The sequence below is a fragment of the Streptomyces sp. HD genome, assembly GCF_028369295.1.
In the GTDB taxonomy this organism is placed as follows: domain Bacteria; phylum Actinomycetota; class Actinomycetes; order Streptomycetales; family Streptomycetaceae; genus Streptomyces.
Genome location: NZ_JAQMYP010000032.1, coordinates 1 through 20,309 on the forward strand (window position 1 = coordinate 1; position 20,309 = coordinate 20,309).

Here is a 20,309-nt window from a genome sequence, read left to right on the forward strand (position 1 = left end):
CGCCGCCCCCCCCCCCCCCCCGGCGCGGGCCCCCCCCCCCCCCCCCCCCCCCCCCCCCCCCCCCCCCCCCCCCCCCAACAGCGCCGTAGGTCAGCAGGCTCTGACCTTGGGGCTGTATGCAGCAGCCGTGCATAGATCTCGCCAGGAACATCGCAGACCTGCGATGTTATGCAGCGCTCGGGCGGGCCGATCGTCGTGCTGGTGCCCGCGGAGCGGGAGTCGGCGGCCAGATGCAGCACGTCCGGTGCAGCGCGTGCAGCAGCTGTCCGCGCTGCACCGGACGGGGTCGGCCTGCTACCCGTGCAGCACCCGTGTCTGACTGGCCCATGCAAATACTGCGCTGCACCCGCGACACCACGTTGCTGCACCCGACGACCACCACCAGGAGCACGAGCAGCAACCCGGAAGCAGCTGAGTAGCAGCGACTACAGCACGGTGCCGTGCAGAGCGCGCCGATCGCCCGACACCGCGTAGCGGCGGGCGGCGAGGCCGTACTCGAGGGGCTCGCCGATCTGCTCGCACAGCGGATGAACTGCGGGCTGTCCGCGGCCTGGTCCACGGGTCAGCACGAACGCCAGCGGGCGGCACTTGGTGGTCGAAGTTCACGACGCCCGGCAGCGAGCCGGGGGCCTTACCGGCACGCGCTGGCACGACCGTCGGTCCAGCCGCCGTCGGTGCAGACGAACTGGGCCGCGTTCGCGACGCGGACCTGTACGAGGGTGAACGTCCCGTTCCTCGGGTCGGGGCCGTTGTACGAGGCCGTGTAGCCGATGCCCGGGAGGACCTTGTTCCCCTGGCAGGCGTTGTCGCTGAACGCGTCGATCGAGAACTCGAGGCCCTCGGACACCCGCAGCCCCGTTTGGATGTTGGCGCTGCGGTCGCTGGGACGGCCGATGCAGAACGCGCCCGTGCCGGGGATGGTCACCCTGATGCTGTTGGCACTGTCGGGAAGGCTGACCGGTCCACCCTGGACGGAGAGCGGGACACTGCTTCCGTCGCTGTTGAACAGCGACGCGTAAGCAGTGCCGCCCGCCATGGCGACCATGCCGAGCCCCATGCCGGCCACGGCCAGCAGGCCCAGGGACTTGTTCAGGAGACGACGCCCGTTCAGGCGACTCGACGTGAGCACAGTGGCTCCTCTCGTTTCAGTGGCTGTGTTCTTGATTTCGTTTCAGTGGCTGTGTTGTTGATCAGGATTTCCACGGGGAACCATGAGGTGAGAGAGGCAAATGACCTCAGCCGTGGCCACCACGGCTGGTCGGCGTCCCTGCACCGGTCGATCGCGTTGCATCCCCGGGTGTAGTGGTTCGCCTGTTGGGCCGGGAGGTGGAGGTCCGTGTCGACGCGGAGGTTGGCCGCCGGGTCGCCGTACGGGTTGTAGCGGTAGTTGGGGTCGTAGTTGGGGTTCGCCACCCAGCGGTCATGGGTGAAGGTGAGGCTCTGCAGCTGGAGGTAGGTTCCCTGCGTCCGCGCCGTCATGTCGTAGATGTGCACGCCGGTGATCGCCTGGGCCGGAATCTCATGGAAGAACGCCCATTCGTCCTGGCCCCGGTAGGTGTTGGCCATGTTCGGGTCCCCGCGGAGCTGGTCGGGAACGTGCAGGACGACCCCAGCGAACTGCGGGTTGATCGTGTAGACGAAGGTCCTGGCTTCGACGCTCCCGTGCTCGCAGTGCGACGTGACGAGCCATCCGACGACCGGGACCATCTGGCCGATCGTCCAGCCCGCTCCCTGGCAACGCGGCTGATTGGCCTGTTCGGCGAGGTTCTGCATCCCCTGGCTCCGGGCGAACGTCTCCGAGACGTCCTGCGAACCCGACGTGGAGACGTAGCCGCTGTCGTTGGCGCCTGCTCCGCCGTGGACATGGCTGACGAGGTCGTAGTTCGTTCCCCGGGCCATGAAACCGTTGGCGAAGATGTCATTCGGGGACCGGGAGTCGCCGCGGTACAGCACACCGGGCAGCTGGCCCTGCGAGAAGCCGTTGGCGGGCTCGTCCTGCGCGCTGGCCGAGCCGGTGGTCGTCACGAGTGCGCCGGTGGCGACCAGCGCCACCATGAGGAACTGAAGGATGAGGAAGAGGGGCCTCGGCAGCCGGCGCTGCGTCTGCGGCCGAGGCGTGCCGCGCTGGGGGGGCCGCCACTGTGGGGGGATGGGACATCGCTGGTTCTCCAGAGCTCGGTCTGCCAGATCCGGCCTGACCGCACCGAGACTGGCGAGCGGAGAGTTGATCGTCACCCCCTTTTATCGGAGTAATCAATTCCGTTTTACTGGGCAATCAATCCCGCGCGGGGCGGCTGCAACGCCGCAAATCGCCGGAGCCACGGCGCCTACCCCACGGGGAGGGCGCCGGCGTCGTTCCCGGCCACCCCGCTGCAGTACGGCGGCCGGTCCTCTCCCCGTCCCGACAGCGCGCTGCACCCGTCGTGCTGCATGCAGCCGCTGCATAGACCCTTTTGGCCTGCTGCACGAGCAGCACCCTTGTCCCGCCCGGCCCATGCAAATGCTGCGATGACCACAAGCACGACCAGGACCACGAGCAGCAGCGGCTACAGCAGCGTCCCGGCCAGGGCCCGGCGGTCCCCGTCAGGGCGTAGCGGCGGGCGGCGAGGCCGTGCTCGAGGGGCTCGCCGATCTCTTCGCACAGCAGCGCCAGGACGATGGAGCGGGCTCTGCGTGACCGCTCGGCAGAGGGCGAGGCGGCGGGAGTCCTGGTCGGCACCGCGTTGAATGACGACGACGCGGGGTTCGTCGAGCACTGGTGTGTGCAGGTCGGGACGCGAGCTGTGCCAGGGAGTCCACGGCTCGGGCTGGCTGGGTTGTGCCTGGGCCATGCCGCTCGACGCTTCGGGCATCTCAGCGATGAAGCCCGTGCCCTGGCGGAGTCGCTGGCGGCGCGGGCCGAGGTGGACCCGTTGGATGTGGACGGTCGGGCCCTCGACGGCTATGACGATGTCCGCAGCTTCCTTCACCTGTGGTGACGTCGCCTGTTGCCCTGTTGCAGGTCAACCAGTTGCCCAGTCCCGGGCCAAGGCCGAACAGGCCGCCATGACCTGAGCAGGGCGGGAACCAGCACGGCGGGCGATGACCGGTGTCCGGTCTCCACCCCTACTCAAAGGAGGTGGTCAGGCGGCGGCTTGGAGCCGGAAGTGCACGGCGGTGGCGCTGGAGGGGGCGGATTTGCCGTGCTGATCGGTGACCGCTGTCACGGCCAGGCCGGCGGCCGTGGCCAGTTCCTCGAACCCATCGCGGGTATACCAGTGCAGGACCCACGGCCGCTCCACAACGCTGCTGTCTGAGCCGTGGTGGCGTTCATAGCGCAGAAGCGTCGTCTGTGTCCGAGCTGCCTCGTCGCGCTGTTCGGCGACGACGGGCACCCGAAGTTCGGCGCTGTCGGGTGCGGTGGCCGTGCGCACGCGACCGATCTGTGCTGCCGGCGTCGGTTCGGGGGTGAACAGGGGCACCAAGGCGATACCGCCCTCCGCCAGATGAGCACGGATGCCGCGCAGGGCGGCCAACGCGGTGGCGTCGTCGGGGAGCAGGGTGAAGGTGGGCCCGGCGAGGAAGATCGCCCGGTATCGGCGGGGCAGGTCCAGGGCCTCCATACGCTGATGGAACACGGTGGTGGGGATGCCTTGTTCGTCTGCCCGGCGCCGGAGACGCTCCAGCATGTCCGCGGAGGAGTCGACGCCCTCCACCTCCAGGCCGCGTCGGCGCAGCTCCGGCAGAGGATCACCGTCCCCGCATCCCAGTTCCAGTGCCGGCATGCCGGTTTGCTGAATGAAGGCCGCATAGGGCTCGGGGTCCTGGGAGAAGGACTTCAGCGGTCCATAGAGCTCTGCGACGATGCCTGTGTAGAAGTCAGCTGGATCCACGCCAGTCACACTATGCACACCTATCTCGCGCGTTCACTCGAATATCGCGAGCGGGTCCCCCTGATGAGCCCTGGTGTTGCTGAAACTCACCGACATTTCTGCAGCCGAACAGCCTCAAGCGTTCCCCGAACTCACCATCACGCGTTGCCGCTTCCAACCGACACAATCACGGCCATTCCGCTCAGCGATAGTTGGCCTTACGGGCTCTGGAATCCGAGGCGTCATCGTCCGGCTCGCGGGCTATTGGGGTGTCCGACGGGTCGCGGGCCTGATGTGGACCGGCAGATGATCCGGCGCTCCGGGGGGCGGGACGTCCGGTTCCGCAACCGGTCTCGGGGGTGCTGCGTCCCTCCGTGTGCGCAGGCTCGGAGCGCCGGACGAAGCGGAAAGGGCAGTCGACGGTGAGCAATTCGGTGGGTATGGCGGTGTGCGGTGCGGTTGCCCTGCTGTTGTTCGGCTTCGCGGTGCACGAGGCGGTCGTGGTGCGGCGGCTGAAGCGGGCCGGTATTCGTGCCCAGGGTCTCGTGGTCGACAACACGCGGGACGACTGGTCCGACGGCCACAACTTGGTGCCGGTCATCGCCTTTATCGACCAGCAGGGACACCGCGTGCAGTTCTCGCCCCATGTGCGCGGGACCGGAATGAACCTGGAGAAGGGGCTTGAGGTTCAGGTGCTGTACGAAGACGGGAAACCCCACACGGCACGGGTGAACATGCGGAAGTACATGATGGGGTCCGCGCTGTGGACGCTGCTGGGCGGAGCGGCCTTCGCCGGGGCCGGCGTACTGCTCGCCCTGAAGAACTGACCGCAGCCGCGGAGATGCCGCCCCCTCCCGTCCCGGACGGGGTCGTCTTCCCTACCCCCAGGTGCACAGAGCTGGATCCGCGCGTCGCTAGCCGGATGACTCGCTCAGCAGCGCCCGTGCCTTGCGTTCCACCAGTACGGGCACGAATTCGCGCACGGGCCGGTCCGCGAAGGACGAGTGAGCCTTGGCTACGGCGGCCTCGACCTCGGCCGAGCTGCTCGTCGCGCTGAATGCGTCCGTCAGGCGCTCGACCACCCCACGGATGGCTTCGTCCTCGCGTGCCTTGTCCGCCACAGCTCCACCTGCCTGGAATGGTGCTTCTCAGCCTTCGCTGAGATTCTCACGCGGATGTATCGCGTCGCGGTGATCATTGCACTCTGCTCGCGGAACGTCGGCTGGAACCGGCCACGCCTGATGCGCCTGGAGGGCGAGGCTGACCAGGGTCATCAGCAGATCGACATCCGCGGTGACGTCGAGGCGCAGCGTCACCCACTGCGAGCCGGGCACCAGCTGGACAGTGGTCGTTGCCGTGAGGTGTTCTTCGAACCGCCTGATGGCCCGGGCCGTGAGGTACAGGTCAACGTGATCGTCGGAGTGGAAGTGGACGATCTCGCCGTGAGCCGCACGGAGAGCTTGCCCAGTGCCACAGCGCGGCTCCGCCTCGGCAAGGTCGGGCCAGGTCGCCAGTTGCACGAGGGCACGCGCTGCCAACGTCATGCGCCCATCATGACCAGCTCACCCCCCAGCCACCAGAGGGTGAGGGATCTGTAACCGATCCGCGGCGACTGAAAGGCCCGATACCGACGCGGTGGGCTTGGCTGGCCAGCTGCGATTGCCAATGAAGATCGTCCATCCTGAAGTTGCTGGTCACCGGGCTGGCGTGATGCGTGGGTCTTCTGCTCGTGCTGGTCGTGGGCGGTTGTCTGCACTCAAGATCGTCTGACACGGTGCGGTCACGGTTCCTCGGGACCCGGTGTGCGGTTGGTCCTGGTCCGTACGATATGGGTGGGAGCTGCACGCGGTTGCCATGGACAGGGGGCCGGACCTGCGCGAGCTGATCACCGCTCGCTGGGCCGAACTGGAACTGCAGCCGGAGAAGTTGAACCAGCATTGGCCACCGCTGAGCGGGTCGCACGGCGGCTGACCGAGCAGGTACGCGCCGAAAGGGAGGCGGGCCAGGTGCCATTGCCTGCCGCAGGGCAGGTCGCGGGCCGTGCGGTGTTGCTGGTCGGCGCCGCGAACGCGGCCTCGGCACAGACGTGCGAGCACGCCTTCGCGCACCTGAGAACTGGCGGATCCTCACCGAGCTCCAAGAGTCCGCACGCTACGCGACCACGCTGCTGCGGCTCTACTGGTGCTGACCAACACCGAGGTTGCCCGCTGACGATCTTGCTCGCAGGAAGCCGCCCACGAACAGCGCGAGTCCACGATCAACACCCCACGCCAGCCCCGTGACCAGCAAATTCAGGACGCACGATCTTCGTTGATGATGTGTGCCATCGAGGGGGAGCCCTGTGGCAGCACGAATGGGTAGCAGTTGAGAGCGGCCGTGTGGTGAGTACGGTGGTGATGTCTGGGTTCAGGGGGTGGAGAGCACGAGGACGGCGTTACTCCCGCCGAAACCGAAAGAGGTCGACACAGCAACGTTCATCGGCACCCTACGAAGTTCGGTGGTGACCACATCGAGTTCCACGCCGGGATCTTGTGTTTCGAGATTTGCGGTGGGAGGAACGGCCTGATGCTGCAGGGCCTGCACGGTCACGGCGGCTTCGATGGCTGCCGAGGCACCTAGCGCGTGGCCGATGACACTCTTGGTCGCGGTGACAGGGGGCGTGGTGCCGTCGAACAGCCGGCGGAGCATGGCAGCTTCGGCTGCGTCACCAAGAGGGGTCGAGGCGGCGTGCGCATTGATGTGATCGACGTCGCGGAGGCCGCATCCGGCGTCAGCGAGAGCAGCGCGCAGGGCTCGTTCGGCGCCCATCCCGTCGGGGTGCGGGGCGGCGTGGCTGTAGGCATCGGATGTGGTGGCGAATCCGCGCAGGAGGGCGCGGGGTGCCTTGCTTCGGCGCCGGGCGTGTGTGGCCCGTTCCAGGACCAGGATGGCAGCTCCTTCGCCGAGTACGAAACCGTCGCGGTCCAGGTCGAAGGGGCGGCATGCGAGGTGCGGTCGGTCGCGGCGCCGTGAGAGGGCGCGGATCTGAGCGAAACAGGTGGCGGTCATCTGGGCGCGGCCGGATTCGCTGCCTCCGGCCAGGACGATGTCGCAGGTGCCGGCCCGCAGGAGATCTCGGGCCAGCCCCAGAGCGGTTGCTCCGGATGCGCAGGCCGTCGAGACGGTGAAGACGGGACCGTGGGCGCCCAGTTCGATGGCCAGGTCTGCGGCCACTGTGCTGGGCACGCTGCGTGTCACCGCCCAGGGAGACACCGCGGTGGGCTTCCCGTCCGTCAGTCGCCGAAACTCCGTGGGGTAGGTCTCCAGGCTGTTGCTTCCCACGCCGAGAATGATTCCGACGCGTTCACCATTCCAACGGTGAGCCTCCAGCTCCGCGTCGAGTACGGCTCGCCGGGCTGCCGCGAGTGCGAGGTGGGTGAAGCGATCGGTGCGGCGTGCTCGCTGAGGGCCCACTTCCTGCTCGACCTGCAACTCCTTTACGCGGCAGGAGAAGTCTACGGGCAGACCGGTGAGGGCGGGGTCAGTGGCGGCCAGTGAGCGCCCTGCACACAGAGTCCGCCATGTCGAGACAAGATCCTGCCCGGCGGGCGTGACCAGGCCGATGCCGGTGATGCAGATACCCTCGGCGCCCACGCCCGGAACGGTCAACGTGCGGTGTCCGCAGTCCGCAGCGTCGAGGCGAGCTGTGCGGCCGCAGTAGCGAGGGTGTCGGAGGGGGCGACGCCTTGGATGTCCTCCAGCAGCCGTGCTCCGGTGCGATTCTCCAGCGAGACGATGAGTTCCAGCAGCGCGAGAGAGTCCAGCCCCAGCTCCCCGAAGGTGACGTCCGGGCGCAGCCGCTCGGCGTCAATGGAGAACTCCTCGCCGATCAAGCGGATCAGCTCTTCCTCGGTGAACTGAGACGACGATTCCGTCATGACGGTTCTGCTTTCGGATCGGCGCGAGCGTAGGCACGCGGATGGAGCGTTCGTTCGGGTTCAGGCGTGGTCACCGATGCGGGGGAAAGAACCGGCGGGCGGCGTCTTGCGCGTAGGACACGTTGCATTCGTTGAGCTCGAACGCCGGCAGGCTTCCGATCACGTACGTGCGGTGCTTGCCCTGGTTCGCTTCGATGCGGCGATAGACGCCATCAGCGATGGCGGCACCGCTGAAGTGGGGCATTCGTGACCAGCGGCGCTGCAGGCGTACCTCGCGGATACGCCCGCCGATCTTCTCGACCTCGGTGTGCAGCTGCTCCAAGGCCGATTCCGCTGTCAGCTCGCCGCCGCCGTAGGAGTAGCACACGTACCAGTCCGTGTCGGCGTGCTGGTTGTGTAGAGCGACCAGACGGCCGGGATGTGTGGCGCGGCGATCGTTGGTGAGGATGTACATACCGGACGTGGGCGCCCCGGAGATCCGACACAGCGTGGTGTAGTAGTCGATCCTTCGGATGCGCCTGGCGATGTCGCGCTCATCGTCGGTGGCATCCGCCAGCAGGGGCAGCGCCGCATCCCAGGGGATGGTCAGTACGAGGGCATCCGCGGTCACCGTACCCGCAGTGGTGTGCACGGTGACGTGGGGGCCGCTACGAGCGATGGACGTAACCTCAACACCGCAGCGCACATCGCTGAGCTGGGCCGCAAGGCGGTCCCACAGCTGATGAAATCCGCCGACCACGGTGAACGGGCCGTTGTGGCCGAGCACGTGGGTCTTCCGGCCGTTGAAGAAGTACGCTGTCGTCTTGGCGAAGTACAGGGCTGGCAGGTCGTCGTCGACATCGCCGAAACCGGCGGCGGTGAAGCAGGCGCCCAGACTGTCGAGCAAGGGCTCAAGGCCATGCTCGGCCAGCCAGGTGCGGGCCGGCACGGACAGGGCATCGGAGTGAGCAAGACCGGGTTCATCAATACGGGGGACCTGCCGCCGCCGCAACTCCAGGTAGGTAGCCAACAGTTCCCTGTGTGCCCCGAACTCGACGGCAGCGACACGCGATACGGAGCGGCTGTCGGGATGGAAGAGGAACGCCTGGCTCGCAGGCTGTGTCGTAAGGCCGAACTCGCCGATCAGAGCCCCGATTTGTCGATATCCATTTCCGCACAGTCGGCCGCACAGGTCGTGCGCACGCCCGTCGATGACTTCACTGGTGCACGGGCCGCCGACTGTCGAGCTGGCCTCCAGCACGATCGCGCGGTGTCCGGACCGCTCCACCTCACGAGCGAAGACGAGGCCGGCGGCTCCGGCACCCAGCACGCAAATAGTCCGCCTGGCGGCATCGCCGCTGCGACCCTCAACTGCCATCAACTTTCCTCTTCTGTGAACCGCCCACCGAAGTACTCACGTTCACTCTGCACCTCTCACCCTCCAATTCGAATATCGCACACCTGAATGACGACAAGGCAGGGATGGAGCAGAGACGGAACGCCCCCCGAATCTGAGATTGGCGTCCTTCAATGAACAAGCATGCCGCACAGGAGCAGTTGGGGAACTTCCTGTCCGGTGGTGTGGCCACTCTGTGTTGCTGAGAGGGTATCCTCTGCCACTCCCCGCAGGTACGATTTGCAACACCCCAGGCGGAATTCGATGACACAAGCCTGCGTCCCCCACGACGATGCCGCGCTTCTATTCGAACTCGAACCGACCGCCGGCCGCGCTTTGGACGAGCACCTGAAGAGCGCCGACGAATGGTACCCCCACGAATACATCCCCTGGGGCGTCGGCCGGGACTTCGACGGCGTCCTCGGAGGCGAGCCCTGGTCCCCCCAGCAGACCGGAATCGACTCGGCAGTCCGAGACGGCCTCCTGCACAACCTGCTGAGCGAGGACAACCTCCCCAGCTACCACCACGCCATCGCGCAACTGTTCGGGAACGACGGAGCTTGGGGCGCGTGGGTCAACCAGTGGACGGCCGAAGAAGGACGCCACGGATTGGCTATCCGTGACTATCTCCTGGTCACCCGTGCGACTGATCCCGTGGCTTTGGAAGACGCCCGCCGCGCGCACGTCCAACAGGGCTACAGCATTGACTACCGCGGGGTCGTGGAGTCCCTCGTCTACGTGACGCTGCAAGAACTGGCGACCCGCACTTCGTACAGCAACATCCGCCGAAAGTGTGGGGACAGAGCCTGCGACGCCCTGCTGCGGCGCATCTCGCAGGATGAGAACCGCCACATGCTGTTCTACCGAACCGTCCTGTCCGAGGCGGTGAAAATCGATCCGGACCGGGTACTCACCGCATGCGCGACCGTGATCCCGACGTTCCGCTCGCCCGGGCACGCCGCCCCAGGATTCACCAACCTGGCGCTCTCCATGATGCGGTCCGGTATCTACACACCGACCTGTCACCACGACGATGTCGTAGTTCCCATGATGCGGTTCCTCGGCCTGTTCGAGTTGACGGGTTTGAGCCCCGCAGGGGACGCAGCGCGCGAGAGATTGACAGAGGTCGTAACGCACTCCGAGGCGAGAGCACGGCGTTTCGCTTCACGTGACTGACGTTCCGCAGGCCGTTGCACGTCCGCGCCGTACGCTCGCAGAAAACATAGGTAACGCCCCGGCTCCATGGCCACCGAATTCAGCGGGCAGTACACCTCGTTGGCGAATACGCCCCTGGTAAGGAGCTTGCATGCTGCTGTGGACCATTTTCGCTGCCTTGGTCGTCTGCGCGCGGGGCGCCGAGACATGGCTCTCGGCCCGCCGTAGCCGCGCGCGACTTCGGGCCGGAGCCAACGAGCATGCGCCCGGGCAGTACCGGGCCACGCTCGCTGTGCATTTCGGGCTCCTGCCCGCCATGGCTACCGAAATCGTGTGGTGGGATCGACCGTTGATCGCCTCGCTCGCGTGGGGCGCTGGCACGGTGGTGGTCGCAGCGACCGCGCTGCGGTGGTGGGCCATCCTCACGCTGGGGCGCTACTGGAGCCATCGCATTCTGATCAGCCCCGGCACGCGCCGCGTGACTGATGGCCCATACCGGTTCGTGCCCCATCCCGGATATCTGGCCATGGGGATCGACGTACCTGCCTTCGCCCTCACCCACACTGCCTGGATCACTGCTGCCGTCTTCGGCACGGCGAATCTTCTGTGGATCGCCGCACGAGTCCGCACTGAGAGTCGCGCGCTGGCCCATCTGACATAGGCCGTGTCACGTTCATGGCCACCGCGTGCACCTCGCGCCCGTATCGTACGGAAATCACACCAGCCCGGTGAGCCGTTCGCCGTTTCGGCGATCACGGATCTGTGGATTCTCCGGCGTGTGTGAGGCAGATATCCGCACGATCCGGGCGGGAGGTACATCAAGGTGGCCCAGGACGCGGAAGCGGACCTTCTTGGACTGATCACGGCCCGCAGGGCCGAACTGGAGGTGCAGGCAGAGAAGTTGAGCCAGCAGTTGCAGGAGGTCCGCGACGAGCTGGAGGAACTTGCTGTCGCCGAACGGGTCGCGCGCCGGCTGGCTGAGCAGGCGCGCGCCCAAGCCGAGCGGCCTGTAACGCCGCCCGCCGGGCAGGTCGCGGGCCGTGCAGTAATGGCGGTGCCGCAGCGCCAGCGGGGCATGGACGAGACGGTCCTGCCCGCCGACTACCAGCGGATCACGGATGTGGTGCGGCGGGCCGACGGACCGGTCATGGTGAGGCAGGTCTGCGGTGAGCTGGGGATCTCCTTGGAGCCGGCCCGTTTGGAGGTGATGCGCGCGAAGCTGAACCGGCTGGCCGAGCGGGGCTGGCTGCGCAAGCTCGCGGACGGGAAGTTCACCACCACACTGTGAACGTGGGCGGGCCCGACAACCTGCGTCTTGGCCGTAACGTCAATGCCCCCGGCGGCAGTTGATGTCGTATGCGAAACATGACCAGCTCCGCCAGGGGGACTAAGACGGTTGTCTACCAGTCGAGCCTCACCCTATCCACGGCCACCCTGGCCTCCCTCGGCGACCTGCTGCGCGGACACTTGAAGAAGATCCGCTCCAGGTGGCGCAAGCTGCCGCCCGGACGGATCGCCGCGATCGTCCTCGCCGTCCTGCGCCATGACCAGCGGCTTGCCGACATGGCGGGCGGCAACAACATCTCCGCCACCACGGTGCGCCGCTGGGTGATGGAGGTGATCGAACTGCTCGCCACACCGGCCGAGCGCCTGGACCGCGCATTGAAGAAGATCACCCGAAAGGGTGGCCACGTCGTCCTGATCGACGGCCCCTGATCCGCACCCGGCGCCGCACCGGAGCGGACAACCGCCGCAACTACAGCGGGAAACACAAGGCCCACGGCCTGCCCTTCCTCGCGCTCACCGACGACCGGGGCAGGCTCCTGTGGATCTCCGCGGCCCGCCCGGGACGCTCCTCGGAGATCACCACCGCCCGCTACAACAAGCTCGTCCAGCGCCTGCGCGCCCACAAGCTGGCCGCCATCGGCGACCTCGGCTTCACCGGCCTGGACGACGATGTGGACAATTCGGTGGTCATCACCGGTTACAAGGCCGCCCGCACCGAGCCCCTCATGTCGGCGAAGAAGCAGGTCAACAGGCTGATCGCGTCCGTCCGCGCGGTCTGCGAACACGACTTCGCACACCTGAAGAACTGGCGCATCCTCGCCAAGCTCCGGCTGTCGCCCCGCTACGCGACCACGCTGCTGCGGGCGCTGCTCGTGCTGACCCGCACCGAAGTCGCCCCCTGACAGACGATCTTGGGAGCAGGTAACCGCCCACGACCAGTACGAGTGCAAGAACGCCGACTCACACCAGCCCCGGTGACCTGCGGATTCGAAGTTGGTCGATCTTCAATGCGCTTGCCCGCTGGTTCCAGGCCGTGTCGTTTCGCGTAGTTGACGACGCGCCGCCACTCCGCGACCTCGTCGTCATCAGGGTCGGTGATCCGAAAGCGGCCCTCGGCGACGAGCCGCTCGATCAGCTCTTGAGCCTTCGCCCGCCGGGCCCGCCCGACGGGCCTCTCGCTGTAGGGCGTCCGAGGGCTGGCGGGCACTGCCGGCTCGCTGCCACCAGCGACCGCAGAGTCGTCGTCGATCATCAGGACCCCACCATCCCGCAAGGCATCGGCCGAGCGCCAGTCACTCGACATCCAGGCTCCACCACCCTCGCTGGAAACGAGACCGTTCGACTGCCCGTACTGCCGTACAGAGCCGAAAGGCACCCGTCAGCAGTGGGAGCCCCTGGGACTTTTCTGGGACTTCCGGCCCCATCAAGCGGCACGAGCGTGAAACAGCCGAAAGGTCATTCGCGCAGCTCAGCGACCACACGCCACTAATCGCGGCAGGTCACCGCGTTCACTGGTCTCTTCCGGGACATCTGACCAGCAGGGCTCAGTAGGTCCGCGCTCAGCATCGCCAGCCCTCGGCGCCCCGTCTCGATGCTCGCCACCTTGACCGGGTCTGGCCTGCCCGACAGGCCGCCTGACACCCAATCAGAACGCCTTGCTATCACCCGGGACAGCTGGCGGGACGTCGGCACCAAGACAGCCATCCCCATCGCCGAGGTGGAAGAGATCTGCTCCGCGCCCCAGGAGCACCGACGCCGTGGGACCGCCACCGTCCTGGCGCTTGCGCTCATCTCGGTCCCGCGCCGTGCCGGCCGCAAGGAGCGCGTCGACTACGCGAGAGCCGCGCTGCTCGCCCTGGGCCTGGTGTCTCTTCTGTTCTCGGTCTTACAAGGCCAGAAGTGGGGCTGGACCTCGGCCCCCACGATCGGTCACTTCCTGGGCGCCGCCGCGTCCTTGTACGGCTTCGTCGCTCTGAAGACCCGTCGCTCACCCGCTCGTCGCCGTCGGCCTGCTGGTCCACAAGCCGCTACTCGCGACGAACTTCGCCTCGCTGGGCGTCGGGTTCTCCTTGCTTTCCTTCTCACTGGCCGCCACGTTCTTCGTGCAGACCCTGCATGACGTCGCCGGCTACGGATTCACCGCGAGCGTGCTGAGCACCAGCCTCGTCTACATGGCGCCCGGAAGCACCGTCTCGATGCTGCTCGGCCCCGTTTCCGCCCACCTCGTCACCCGGTTGGGCGCGCGCACCGTCCTGTGCCTCGCCGGGCTGACCGGATGCGCCGGGGCAGTGTCACTGGTTGTGGCTCGCGACACCACGGCCGAAGTGATCACCATGATTGTCCACACCATCGACGGTACGCCGCCGGACCGGCCTGAGGGATGTACTGCCAGTACACCTTTCACCGGTGAATCGCTCAGCACGTGGACATGCGTTTGTCTGGCCGACGTAGCCCGCCCCCTGATTCCGCGCGGCACCTCTGACCCGTTTCAGGCAATGTCTCCCCCGCCGCCCATTCACCGCCGACAGCATGCTGCTGTTCCAGATGGCCGCACGACGTGACGCGTTCCTTTCACTCTTTCCGCAGATCCTGCCAAGCGAGACCCACAACGGCGCTCCGTTGAGGGGCCCCGTCGTCGCCACGTACTCCCGCCACGACCGGGCGACCGGGTTCTGGCACTTGCAAGCCGAGCGGCAACCCGGCATCGGGCATTCCGGGATCGGCCCGGCCCCTGCGCCCATGTTCAACACCCGTATGCTGCCGCTGAGCGAGCAGTATCCGCTCTCCGCCCTCGACCACTGCTTCGTCAACGTCGACGCCTCCGACGTGTACATCCGTGGTCGCCGCCTCAATCCGGCGGGCGCCCACTCCGACCATGTGCGCCCGGAGTCTGCCCATCTGCTGCTCGCGCTCGCGGACTACTCGCGCTGAGCGGCGCTGACATCTTCGACAGGACGAGGGTGCATCTCACCACGCTGTCCCTTAGGTCGAACAAAGGTCACTATCAATGGTGTTGCAGCTCGCGCAGACCGGGCCAGCGGACGTGGCCGTGCTCGTGGCAGTGGTCCCAGATGGACGCGCGGCTCGCGCGACACAGGCAGCACAGATAGGTGTCGGCGCGGTGCGTACGGCGCACGGAGCTGTAGGCGACGCCGCGCAGGTGCCCCGTGTAAGCCTGGAAGGTCTCACCAGGCCGGGCACAAGGTGACGTAGCCGCTCGCCGTGGTGGTGCACCACGCCCACCGGCTTCCCTACCGCTGGCAGCCGGTACAGACCTGAGCCTGCTGCGCGAGTGCGCGATCCCGCTCCTGCCAGCGATCCAGCATGTCCGCGTACGCACGCGGCAGGACCCAGTGCTTGCCGGACCGTGCGAGCAACTTATTAGGTTCGAAGATTCGATCTGACACGGTCTTGAGCTCAGATCAGGTCTTTCCAGAATTCGAAGGTGGCCTGCGGGGTGGGCGCTCTCGCCCGGCTGAGGCAGATCAACGAACCCCGCCTCCGCACGGGCCTGGGTGTCGTTGGCGCCCAAGCCGGTGTCAAGGCCGGCGAGACCGAACAGGGCTCCGGCCGTCAGGAGCATGCCGGCGACGATCGGGAGCCGCGGACCTAACCGGTTGATGAGCGCGCTGGCCAGCGGTGCGCCGACAACCATCAAACGACAGCATCAGCATCAGCACGGTGCCCGCCGACAGAGGCAGGGAGCGGAACAGCCGCAGCGGCAGGAGCGGCTCCTTCGTGCGGCTCTCACGCAGCACGAAGAGCAGGCCCACGACCAGGGTGGCGCCTAGGAAACCAAGGGTCTTGGTGTCGCCCCAGCCGTAGTCGGGGGCCTTGATCAGGGCCCACAGCAGCAGGAACAGGGTGCCGGACAGCAGCACGATCCCGGGGACGTCGAAGGACTTGGAGTTCTGGTCGCGCTCGGTGTCCTTCAGGAACAGCAGACCCATGACGACGGCGACGATACCGACGGGCACGTTGATGTAGAAGCAGGACTCCCAGTTGCAGTCAGGAGAACCGCTCTGCGGCGGATGAGGTGGAGGGGGTCTTTGGTGGAACGGCTCCGACCCGGAAGCCGCCCCCGTGCAGGTAGAGGATGACAAGGTCTTCGCGGGCGCCTTGCGGTGTCAGGAGCCACGATCCGAGCCTGAGCTCCGCGACCTCCTCATGGGCGTCTCCCGCCAATGGCTGGTACATGTCGGAGAACGCGTCCACCGCCTCGCGTTCCGACGCGAGGCTCACGGGGCCGTCGGTCCGGGCCGACTCCTGATGCCACCCTTCCATCAGGGCGAACGTGGCCTGGGCATGGTCGTGCTGCTCACTGTCCCCCGAGGGGCTTTCAATGGAATCGGCCACGGCGGCCGGACGTACCGGCGAGCCGATGGGAAAGACGTCAGCCTCGGCACAGACGGGATAGCCGGTCACTCGAGCTCAGGAGACTTCAGTATCGGCGGTCAGCGTGGTGAACCGCCCTTCCAGGTCGGCCAGGAACTTCTCGCCGTCGGGCAGCATTCCGGCGATCGCCCCGTACGGTGGTCCGGGCAGGAGTTCCGGAGCCGCTCTCGATGAACTCTGCGGCTTCCGGGAAGTACGAGATGAGCAAGTCCTTGACGACACGGACCGCATCTTCGCGGTCCGTGAGTCCCCCATTGTCATGTCCAGGAACAACGGTGCCTGCTCGACCGTGTGTGCCCCCCAACGCCGCTGTCCACGTGTGCCTCGCGGAGCCCACCTCGATGACGCCCCTGCCGTCCGGCAGGACGACGTCGGTCCTGGTGTTCGGAGGACGACGGCCTCCACGGTGAGTTCACGCCCGAAGAGCGCCCCGGACACCTCGGCGGTGCCGTACGGCGTGTGCAGACGTGCTCCAGCATGGGTGATACCGCCAGCCGGAAGGGGAGCGATCCGCGGGCGGCGGGAGCCAGGCCGTGTCACCCTACGGTGGCACGGCCCCGGGCGGACTTCAGCGGGCGAGCAGTCCGCGGAAAACCACCCTTTCCACGGCTGCGACGAGTTCCGTCAAATGGGAGGCGTCAGCGCGGAGTCGGTCCGCGCGCCAGGAGAGGCCGAGAACGCCGTTCATGGCAGCCCACAACGCGGTGGCGGTGGTGACGGGATCGAGGTCGGCGGCGAGTGAGCCGTCGGCCACCCCGTCGGCCAGGGCGGCGGCGAGTTTGGCGTTCTGCTCGTCGACGAGCGCGGCGACCCGTTCCAGGGCCGCGGGTTCGTCGGGCGGCTCGGCCAGCAGGCGGAACTGGTGTGGGCGCTCGGCGGCGAAGCGGACGTACGCGGCCGAGGCGGCCCTGATGCGTTCCACCGGGGTGCCCGGGGCAGCGTAGGCGTCGTCCATGTAGGTCCGGTTGTCCTCGAGTGCCCGCTCGGCAACCGCGATGAGAACGGCCGCGCGGCCGCCCACGCGGTTGTACACCGTCTGCACGGCGACATCCGCGCGTTCGGCGATGCCTTCCAAGGTGACCGCGTTAGGGCCTCCGGAGGCCAGCAGTTCCTCGGCGGCGTCGACGATGGCCGCACGGGTTGCCGCGGCCCGACGTGTCGTGCGTGTGACCTTGATTGCCATGGTCTCCGCTACTTTACGAGGTTGCTTGAACGGCCGGACCCCCTGGGTCGCTTGCTTCAACCCGGAATTCAGCGGGAACCGGCCTGGTGGCGCTCATGCACCGCCGGGTCGTGCCAGCCCGACGCCGAGGCGAGGCCGAGAGCGCGCTGGACCGTCTGAGAGCGGAAACCGACCCGTTCGAGTATCGGCCGGAACAGACCGGGAGCGTTCGCGGTCAGGGTGAGGGACCTGGGGACGACGACGCGGTCCGCACGGCGCTCGATGCCGCGGACGATACCGGCGATGACCTTCTCCAGCGGCACCATCTTCCACAACCCCTTGGAGTTGCCGCCCCAGAGGGCGTGCCCGGCCGGGTCCGCGGTCACGTCGTCCATCATCGGAGTGCGGAAGAACGTGGGGTGGGCGCTGCCGACACCGACACCCAGGTGGCGAACCTCCAGGCGAAGGCTGTCGCACATCGCCCACACGCCGGCCTTGCTCGCGGTGTAGGAGATCTGGAGCGGCGAGTGCACAAAGGCGGCCATGGAGGAGATCGCGAGGAGATAGCCGCGTTGGGCCTCGACGTGGGGCAGAGCCGCGCGGAAGGTGCGCCAGACGCCGTTGAGGTTGACGTCGATGACACGTTCGTAGGCCGACGGGTCGATGGTCGCCATCGGGGCCATGGTGTCGATCCCGGCGCCTGCGATGACGATGTCGAGGCGCCCGAAGTGCGTGGCGGCCTCGTCCATGGCTTGCTGCAGGCCGGCGAGGTCGCGTACGTCGGCGTGCCAGCCACGGGCGACCGTTTCGTCTCCCAGGTCCTGGGCTTGGGCCGTGGTGGCCGCGAGGCTGAGGTCGAGCAGCGCGAGGTTGGCTCCGCGCCCGCGCAGGGCCCGGGCGAGGGCGGCGCCCAGGCCGCCGGTGGAGCCGGTGAGGACGACGGTGCGCCCGGCCAGGTCGTAACGGGTCATGACGGCCTACCTCGGTGAGTCGGTCTGCAGGGACTTGCCTGTGGGGCCGGCGGATTCCTCGAGTCGGCGCAGGAGTCGGCGCAGTTCGCAGTGGCGTTCGGCGATGAGATCGGTGACGGGGTTAAGGACGCCGCGCAGGGCCGAAAACGGTACCCACCTGCGGGGGACCATGACACGGGCCGAGCGGTTCTCGATGCCGCGGACGACGGCGTCCGCGACGCGCGTGGGGGCGATGGCCTTGCCGAGCAGGGACGGGAAGGCGATCTCGCGCAGGCGGGTGGTGATGTCGTTGCTTCCGAAGGCTGCTCCAGCGATGGGCGTGTGGACCCAGCCGGGGTAGAGCACCCCGGCGCTGGCGCCGTGGATGCCGAGTTCGGCGCGCAGGGCGCGGCCGAACTGCTCGACGCCGGCCTTCGACATGGCGTAGGGGGCGTTGGTCATGCCGTTGAAGTAGGCGTACACCGAAGCGGTGACCAGGACGTGCCCGCGTGCCGCGATAACGTGCGGCAGTGCGGCGCGAACGGTGCGCCAGACGCCCAGCAGGTCCACTTCGACGACGCGCTCGAACATAGCCGGATCGATGGTGGCGATCGTCGCCGGCGGATCGGTCCCGATCCCCGCGTTGGCGAAGACGACATCCAGGCCGCCGAACCGGTCGACGGTACGTTCCACCGCGTCGGCCAGTGCGGCGCGGTCGGTGACATCCACCGACAGGGCCAGTGTCCTGTCGCCGCCGAGGTCGCGGGCGAGGGCCGACGTGGCGTCGATGCCCCGGTCGGCGAGGACCACGTTGGCTCCGCGCGAGTGCAGCGTGCGGGCGGTGGCCGCACCGATGCCTCCGGCTGCGCCGGTGATGAAGACGGTCTTCCCCGCAATCGGGTAGGTGAGCATCTCGTACCTCTTTCAGGGTGTCGCGGGTCCCGGGGCTTCACCGGGTGCGGAGCCGATGGGGACGTGCCGCGCCAGGAAGGCGAGCTGGTCCGTGACAACGCGTTCGAAGGGCTCGCCGAGGTAGATGTCGAAGTGGCCGTCGGGGTAGAGGCGGATCTCACCGCGCGGGGCCCTGCGGGCATGGCGCAGGGTCGGCCGCGCGGGGGCCACGCTGTCGTGCTCGCATACGCAGAACAGCACCGGGCATGCGATCTTCGCGGTCCGGCGGCCCGGCCGGTAGCGGAGGATGTCCAGGGCGAACCGCGCCGCAACCTGGTTGGAGAAGGGCGCGTCGTTGGGCACGAGGGCCAGGTAGCCGGGCTCGGCGTCCGCAGCGGTCATCAGCGCGGCGGATCCGGGCGGCCCCGCCGTCGCGACCATGACGGGAGGGCGCCTTAGGCGGGCGCCGACCACGTCACGGACCGCGCGGGCCATCACCTTCACCGAGGTGTCCGGGCGCATCGCCAGGGCAGAGGCGACACCATCGGTGAACAGGCCCTGGGCGATGACGGCGACGACGGCTGGGTCCTGGGCGGCTGTCGCCAGGACATGGCCGCCGCCGAAAGAGGTGCCCCACAGGACCACGCGCCGGGGATCGGTCTCCGGCCGGGAGCGCGCGTACGCCACGGCGGCCCGCCAGTCCTGGAGCTGTCGTCTGACGCTCAGGAGCTGTCGCGGCTGACCGCCACTGGCCCCGAAGTGCCGGTAGTCGAACACCAGGCATGCGTAGCCGGCGGCGGCGAAACGCTCGGCGTAGGCGTCCAGCCGCATCTCGCGGACCCCACCGAGACCGTGTGCCATGACCACCACGGGACGCCGGCCGCCGCCCTCGGGCAGGTACAGCCAGGCGTGACACTCGTCCGGCCCCGAAGGAAACGTCACATCCAATCGGTCGGTCATCGGACCTCCGTAACACCGCTCGCATCGTTGGGCTCGCGGAAACTTGGAACTACTTCCAACATTGGAAGTTAATCCAACATTGCGGGGGTGTAAAGCAAATCGACGGCAACGAACCCGTCACGTCTCCGCTGGGTCCTGAGCCACGCCCTACCTCAGCGCCACACCCGGCAGACACTGGTCGACTCCCGCCGCTACAGCGACGCCACCCCGCTGAGGGCCGCCGCCCCCGGCCCCGCGACCGAGGACCCCCTCGACCCTGCCTGGCGCCGGTTCCTCGTCGTCGTCGATCACGCCCCGACGCTGATCGACCAGTGCCGCCCTGCCAGCAGCCCGTGGCGCGACGACGCCACGGCGCTGTCCCGCCTG

General features: G+C 67.7%; 24 protein-coding genes. 9 read left to right on the forward strand and 15 right to left on the reverse strand.

The window, feature by feature from the left end; all coding sequences use genetic code 11:
* Positions 1-631: 631 nt before the first annotated feature.
* A complete protein-coding gene (locus POF73_RS28135) occupies positions 632-1,129 on the reverse strand; it encodes a hypothetical protein (RefSeq protein ID WP_272120982.1) in 498 nt (165 codons plus the stop codon).
* On the reverse strand, positions 1,108-2,055 hold the full coding sequence (locus POF73_RS28140; RefSeq protein ID WP_272120983.1) for a hypothetical protein: 948 nt from the start codon (positions 2,053-2,055) through the stop codon (positions 1,108-1,110). Before POF73_RS28140 ends, POF73_RS28135 begins: the two co-directional genes overlap by 22 nt.
* 602 nt (positions 2,056-2,657) lie before the next feature.
* On the opposite strand from POF73_RS28140, the gene POF73_RS28145 reads away from it, so the two are divergent.
* Positions 2,658-2,978 carry a hypothetical protein gene (locus tag POF73_RS28145; RefSeq protein ID WP_272120985.1) on the forward strand — a complete coding sequence of 107 codons (321 nt, stop codon included), beginning with the start codon at positions 2,658-2,660 and terminating at the stop codon, positions 2,976-2,978.
* Between the two features lie 144 nt (positions 2,979-3,122).
* Here the strand turns inward: POF73_RS28145 and POF73_RS28150 are convergent, their stop codons facing one another.
* Complete coding sequence (locus POF73_RS28150; protein WP_272120987.1) at positions 3,123-3,872, reverse strand: class I SAM-dependent methyltransferase; 750 nt, start codon at positions 3,870-3,872, stop codon at positions 3,123-3,125.
* A 401-nt stretch (positions 3,873-4,273) separates the two neighbouring features.
* On the opposite strand from POF73_RS28150, the gene POF73_RS28155 reads away from it, so the two are divergent.
* Positions 4,274-4,678: a DUF3592 domain-containing protein gene (locus POF73_RS28155; protein WP_272120989.1), complete on the forward strand. Its 405-nt coding sequence runs from the start codon at positions 4,274-4,276 to the stop codon at positions 4,676-4,678.
* Between the two features lie 87 nt (positions 4,679-4,765).
* On the opposite strand, the gene POF73_RS28160 is transcribed toward POF73_RS28155, so the two are convergent.
* The 5 genes from POF73_RS28160 to POF73_RS28180 form a co-directional block, all read right to left on the reverse strand.
* The gene (locus POF73_RS28160; RefSeq protein ID WP_272120991.1) at positions 4,766-4,972 is read right to left on the reverse strand and encodes a three-helix bundle dimerization domain-containing protein; all 207 of its coding nucleotides are present in this window, start codon (positions 4,970-4,972) and stop codon (positions 4,766-4,768) included.
* 27 nt (positions 4,973-4,999) lie between these two features.
* Positions 5,000-5,395 (reverse strand): luciferase domain-containing protein, encoded by a 396-nt coding sequence (locus tag POF73_RS28165; protein WP_272120993.1) that lies wholly within the window; start codon positions 5,393-5,395, stop codon positions 5,000-5,002.
* 862 nt (positions 5,396-6,257) lie between these two features.
* Positions 6,258-7,484 carry a beta-ketoacyl-[acyl-carrier-protein] synthase family protein gene (locus POF73_RS28170; protein ID WP_272120995.1) on the reverse strand — a complete coding sequence of 409 codons (1,227 nt, stop codon included), beginning with the start codon at positions 7,482-7,484 and terminating at the stop codon, positions 6,258-6,260.
* An 11-nt stretch (positions 7,485-7,495) separates the two neighbouring features.
* Complete coding sequence (locus POF73_RS28175) at positions 7,496-7,768, reverse strand: acyl carrier protein (protein ID WP_272120997.1); 273 nt, start codon at positions 7,766-7,768, stop codon at positions 7,496-7,498.
* A 70-nt stretch (positions 7,769-7,838) separates the two neighbouring features.
* On the reverse strand, positions 7,839-9,125 hold the full coding sequence (locus tag POF73_RS28180; protein ID WP_272120999.1) for a flavin monoamine oxidase family protein: 1,287 nt from the start codon (positions 9,123-9,125) through the stop codon (positions 7,839-7,841).
* A 282-nt stretch (positions 9,126-9,407) separates the two neighbouring features.
* Here POF73_RS28180 and POF73_RS28185 point away from each other — a divergent pair, with 282 nt between their 5' ends.
* The 7 genes from POF73_RS28185 to POF73_RS28215 all read left to right on the forward strand — a co-directional run bounded on the left by POF73_RS28185 (position 9,408) and on the right by POF73_RS28215 (position 14,516).
* Positions 9,408-10,319: an acyl-ACP desaturase gene (locus POF73_RS28185; protein WP_272121001.1), complete on the forward strand. Its 912-nt coding sequence runs from the start codon at positions 9,408-9,410 to the stop codon at positions 10,317-10,319.
* A gap of 130 nt (positions 10,320-10,449) precedes the next feature.
* The gene (locus POF73_RS28190) at positions 10,450-10,959 is read left to right on the forward strand and encodes an isoprenylcysteine carboxylmethyltransferase family protein (protein ID WP_272121003.1); all 510 of its coding nucleotides are present in this window, start codon (positions 10,450-10,452) and stop codon (positions 10,957-10,959) included.
* A 162-nt stretch (positions 10,960-11,121) separates the two neighbouring features.
* On the forward strand, positions 11,122-11,586 hold the full coding sequence (locus POF73_RS28195) for a hypothetical protein (RefSeq protein ID WP_272121005.1): 465 nt from the start codon (positions 11,122-11,124) through the stop codon (positions 11,584-11,586).
* A gap of 77 nt (positions 11,587-11,663) precedes the next feature.
* The gene (locus POF73_RS28200; protein ID WP_272121008.1) at positions 11,664-12,014 is read left to right on the forward strand and encodes a hypothetical protein; all 351 of its coding nucleotides are present in this window, start codon (positions 11,664-11,666) and stop codon (positions 12,012-12,014) included.
* 68 nt (positions 12,015-12,082) lie between these two features.
* Positions 12,083-12,487, forward strand: coding sequence for a transposase family protein (locus POF73_RS28205; RefSeq protein ID WP_272121193.1), 405 nt, complete (start codon positions 12,083-12,085; stop codon positions 12,485-12,487).
* A 1,167-nt stretch (positions 12,488-13,654) separates the two neighbouring features.
* The gene (locus POF73_RS28210; protein WP_272121010.1) at positions 13,655-14,146 is read left to right on the forward strand and encodes a hypothetical protein; all 492 of its coding nucleotides are present in this window, start codon (positions 13,655-13,657) and stop codon (positions 14,144-14,146) included.
* Positions 14,115-14,516, forward strand: a complete 402-nt coding sequence (locus POF73_RS28215) for a hypothetical protein (RefSeq protein ID WP_272121012.1) — start codon at positions 14,115-14,117, stop codon at positions 14,514-14,516. Before POF73_RS28210 ends, POF73_RS28215 begins: the two co-directional genes overlap by 32 nt.
* A 320-nt stretch (positions 14,517-14,836) precedes the next feature.
* Here the strand turns inward: POF73_RS28215 and POF73_RS28220 are convergent, their stop codons facing one another.
* The 7 genes from POF73_RS28220 to POF73_RS28250 all read right to left on the reverse strand — a co-directional run bounded on the left by POF73_RS28220 (position 14,837) and on the right by POF73_RS28250 (position 19,943).
* Complete coding sequence (locus POF73_RS28220; RefSeq protein WP_272121014.1) at positions 14,837-14,962, reverse strand: hypothetical protein; 126 nt, start codon at positions 14,960-14,962, stop codon at positions 14,837-14,839.
* Between the two features lie 162 nt (positions 14,963-15,124).
* The gene (locus POF73_RS28225) at positions 15,125-15,535 is read right to left on the reverse strand and encodes a hypothetical protein (RefSeq protein WP_272121016.1); all 411 of its coding nucleotides are present in this window, start codon (positions 15,533-15,535) and stop codon (positions 15,125-15,127) included.
* 58 nt (positions 15,536-15,593) lie between these two features.
* A complete protein-coding gene (locus tag POF73_RS28230) occupies positions 15,594-16,010 on the reverse strand; it encodes a hypothetical protein (RefSeq protein WP_272121018.1) in 417 nt (138 codons plus the stop codon).
* A 538-nt stretch (positions 16,011-16,548) separates the two neighbouring features.
* On the reverse strand, positions 16,549-17,163 hold the full coding sequence (locus POF73_RS28235; protein WP_272121020.1) for a TetR/AcrR family transcriptional regulator: 615 nt from the start codon (positions 17,161-17,163) through the stop codon (positions 16,549-16,551).
* Positions 17,164-17,231: 68 nt separating this feature from the next.
* Positions 17,232-18,113 (reverse strand): SDR family NAD(P)-dependent oxidoreductase, encoded by an 882-nt coding sequence (locus POF73_RS28240; RefSeq protein WP_272121022.1) that lies wholly within the window; start codon positions 18,111-18,113, stop codon positions 17,232-17,234.
* Positions 18,114-18,119: 6 nt separating this feature from the next.
* A complete protein-coding gene (locus POF73_RS28245) occupies positions 18,120-19,004 on the reverse strand; it encodes a short-chain dehydrogenase/reductase (RefSeq protein ID WP_272121024.1) in 885 nt (294 codons plus the stop codon).
* A 12-nt stretch (positions 19,005-19,016) separates the two neighbouring features.
* A complete protein-coding gene (locus POF73_RS28250) occupies positions 19,017-19,943 on the reverse strand; it encodes an alpha/beta hydrolase (protein WP_272121027.1) in 927 nt (308 codons plus the stop codon).
* Positions 19,944-20,309: the final 366 nt, after the last annotated feature.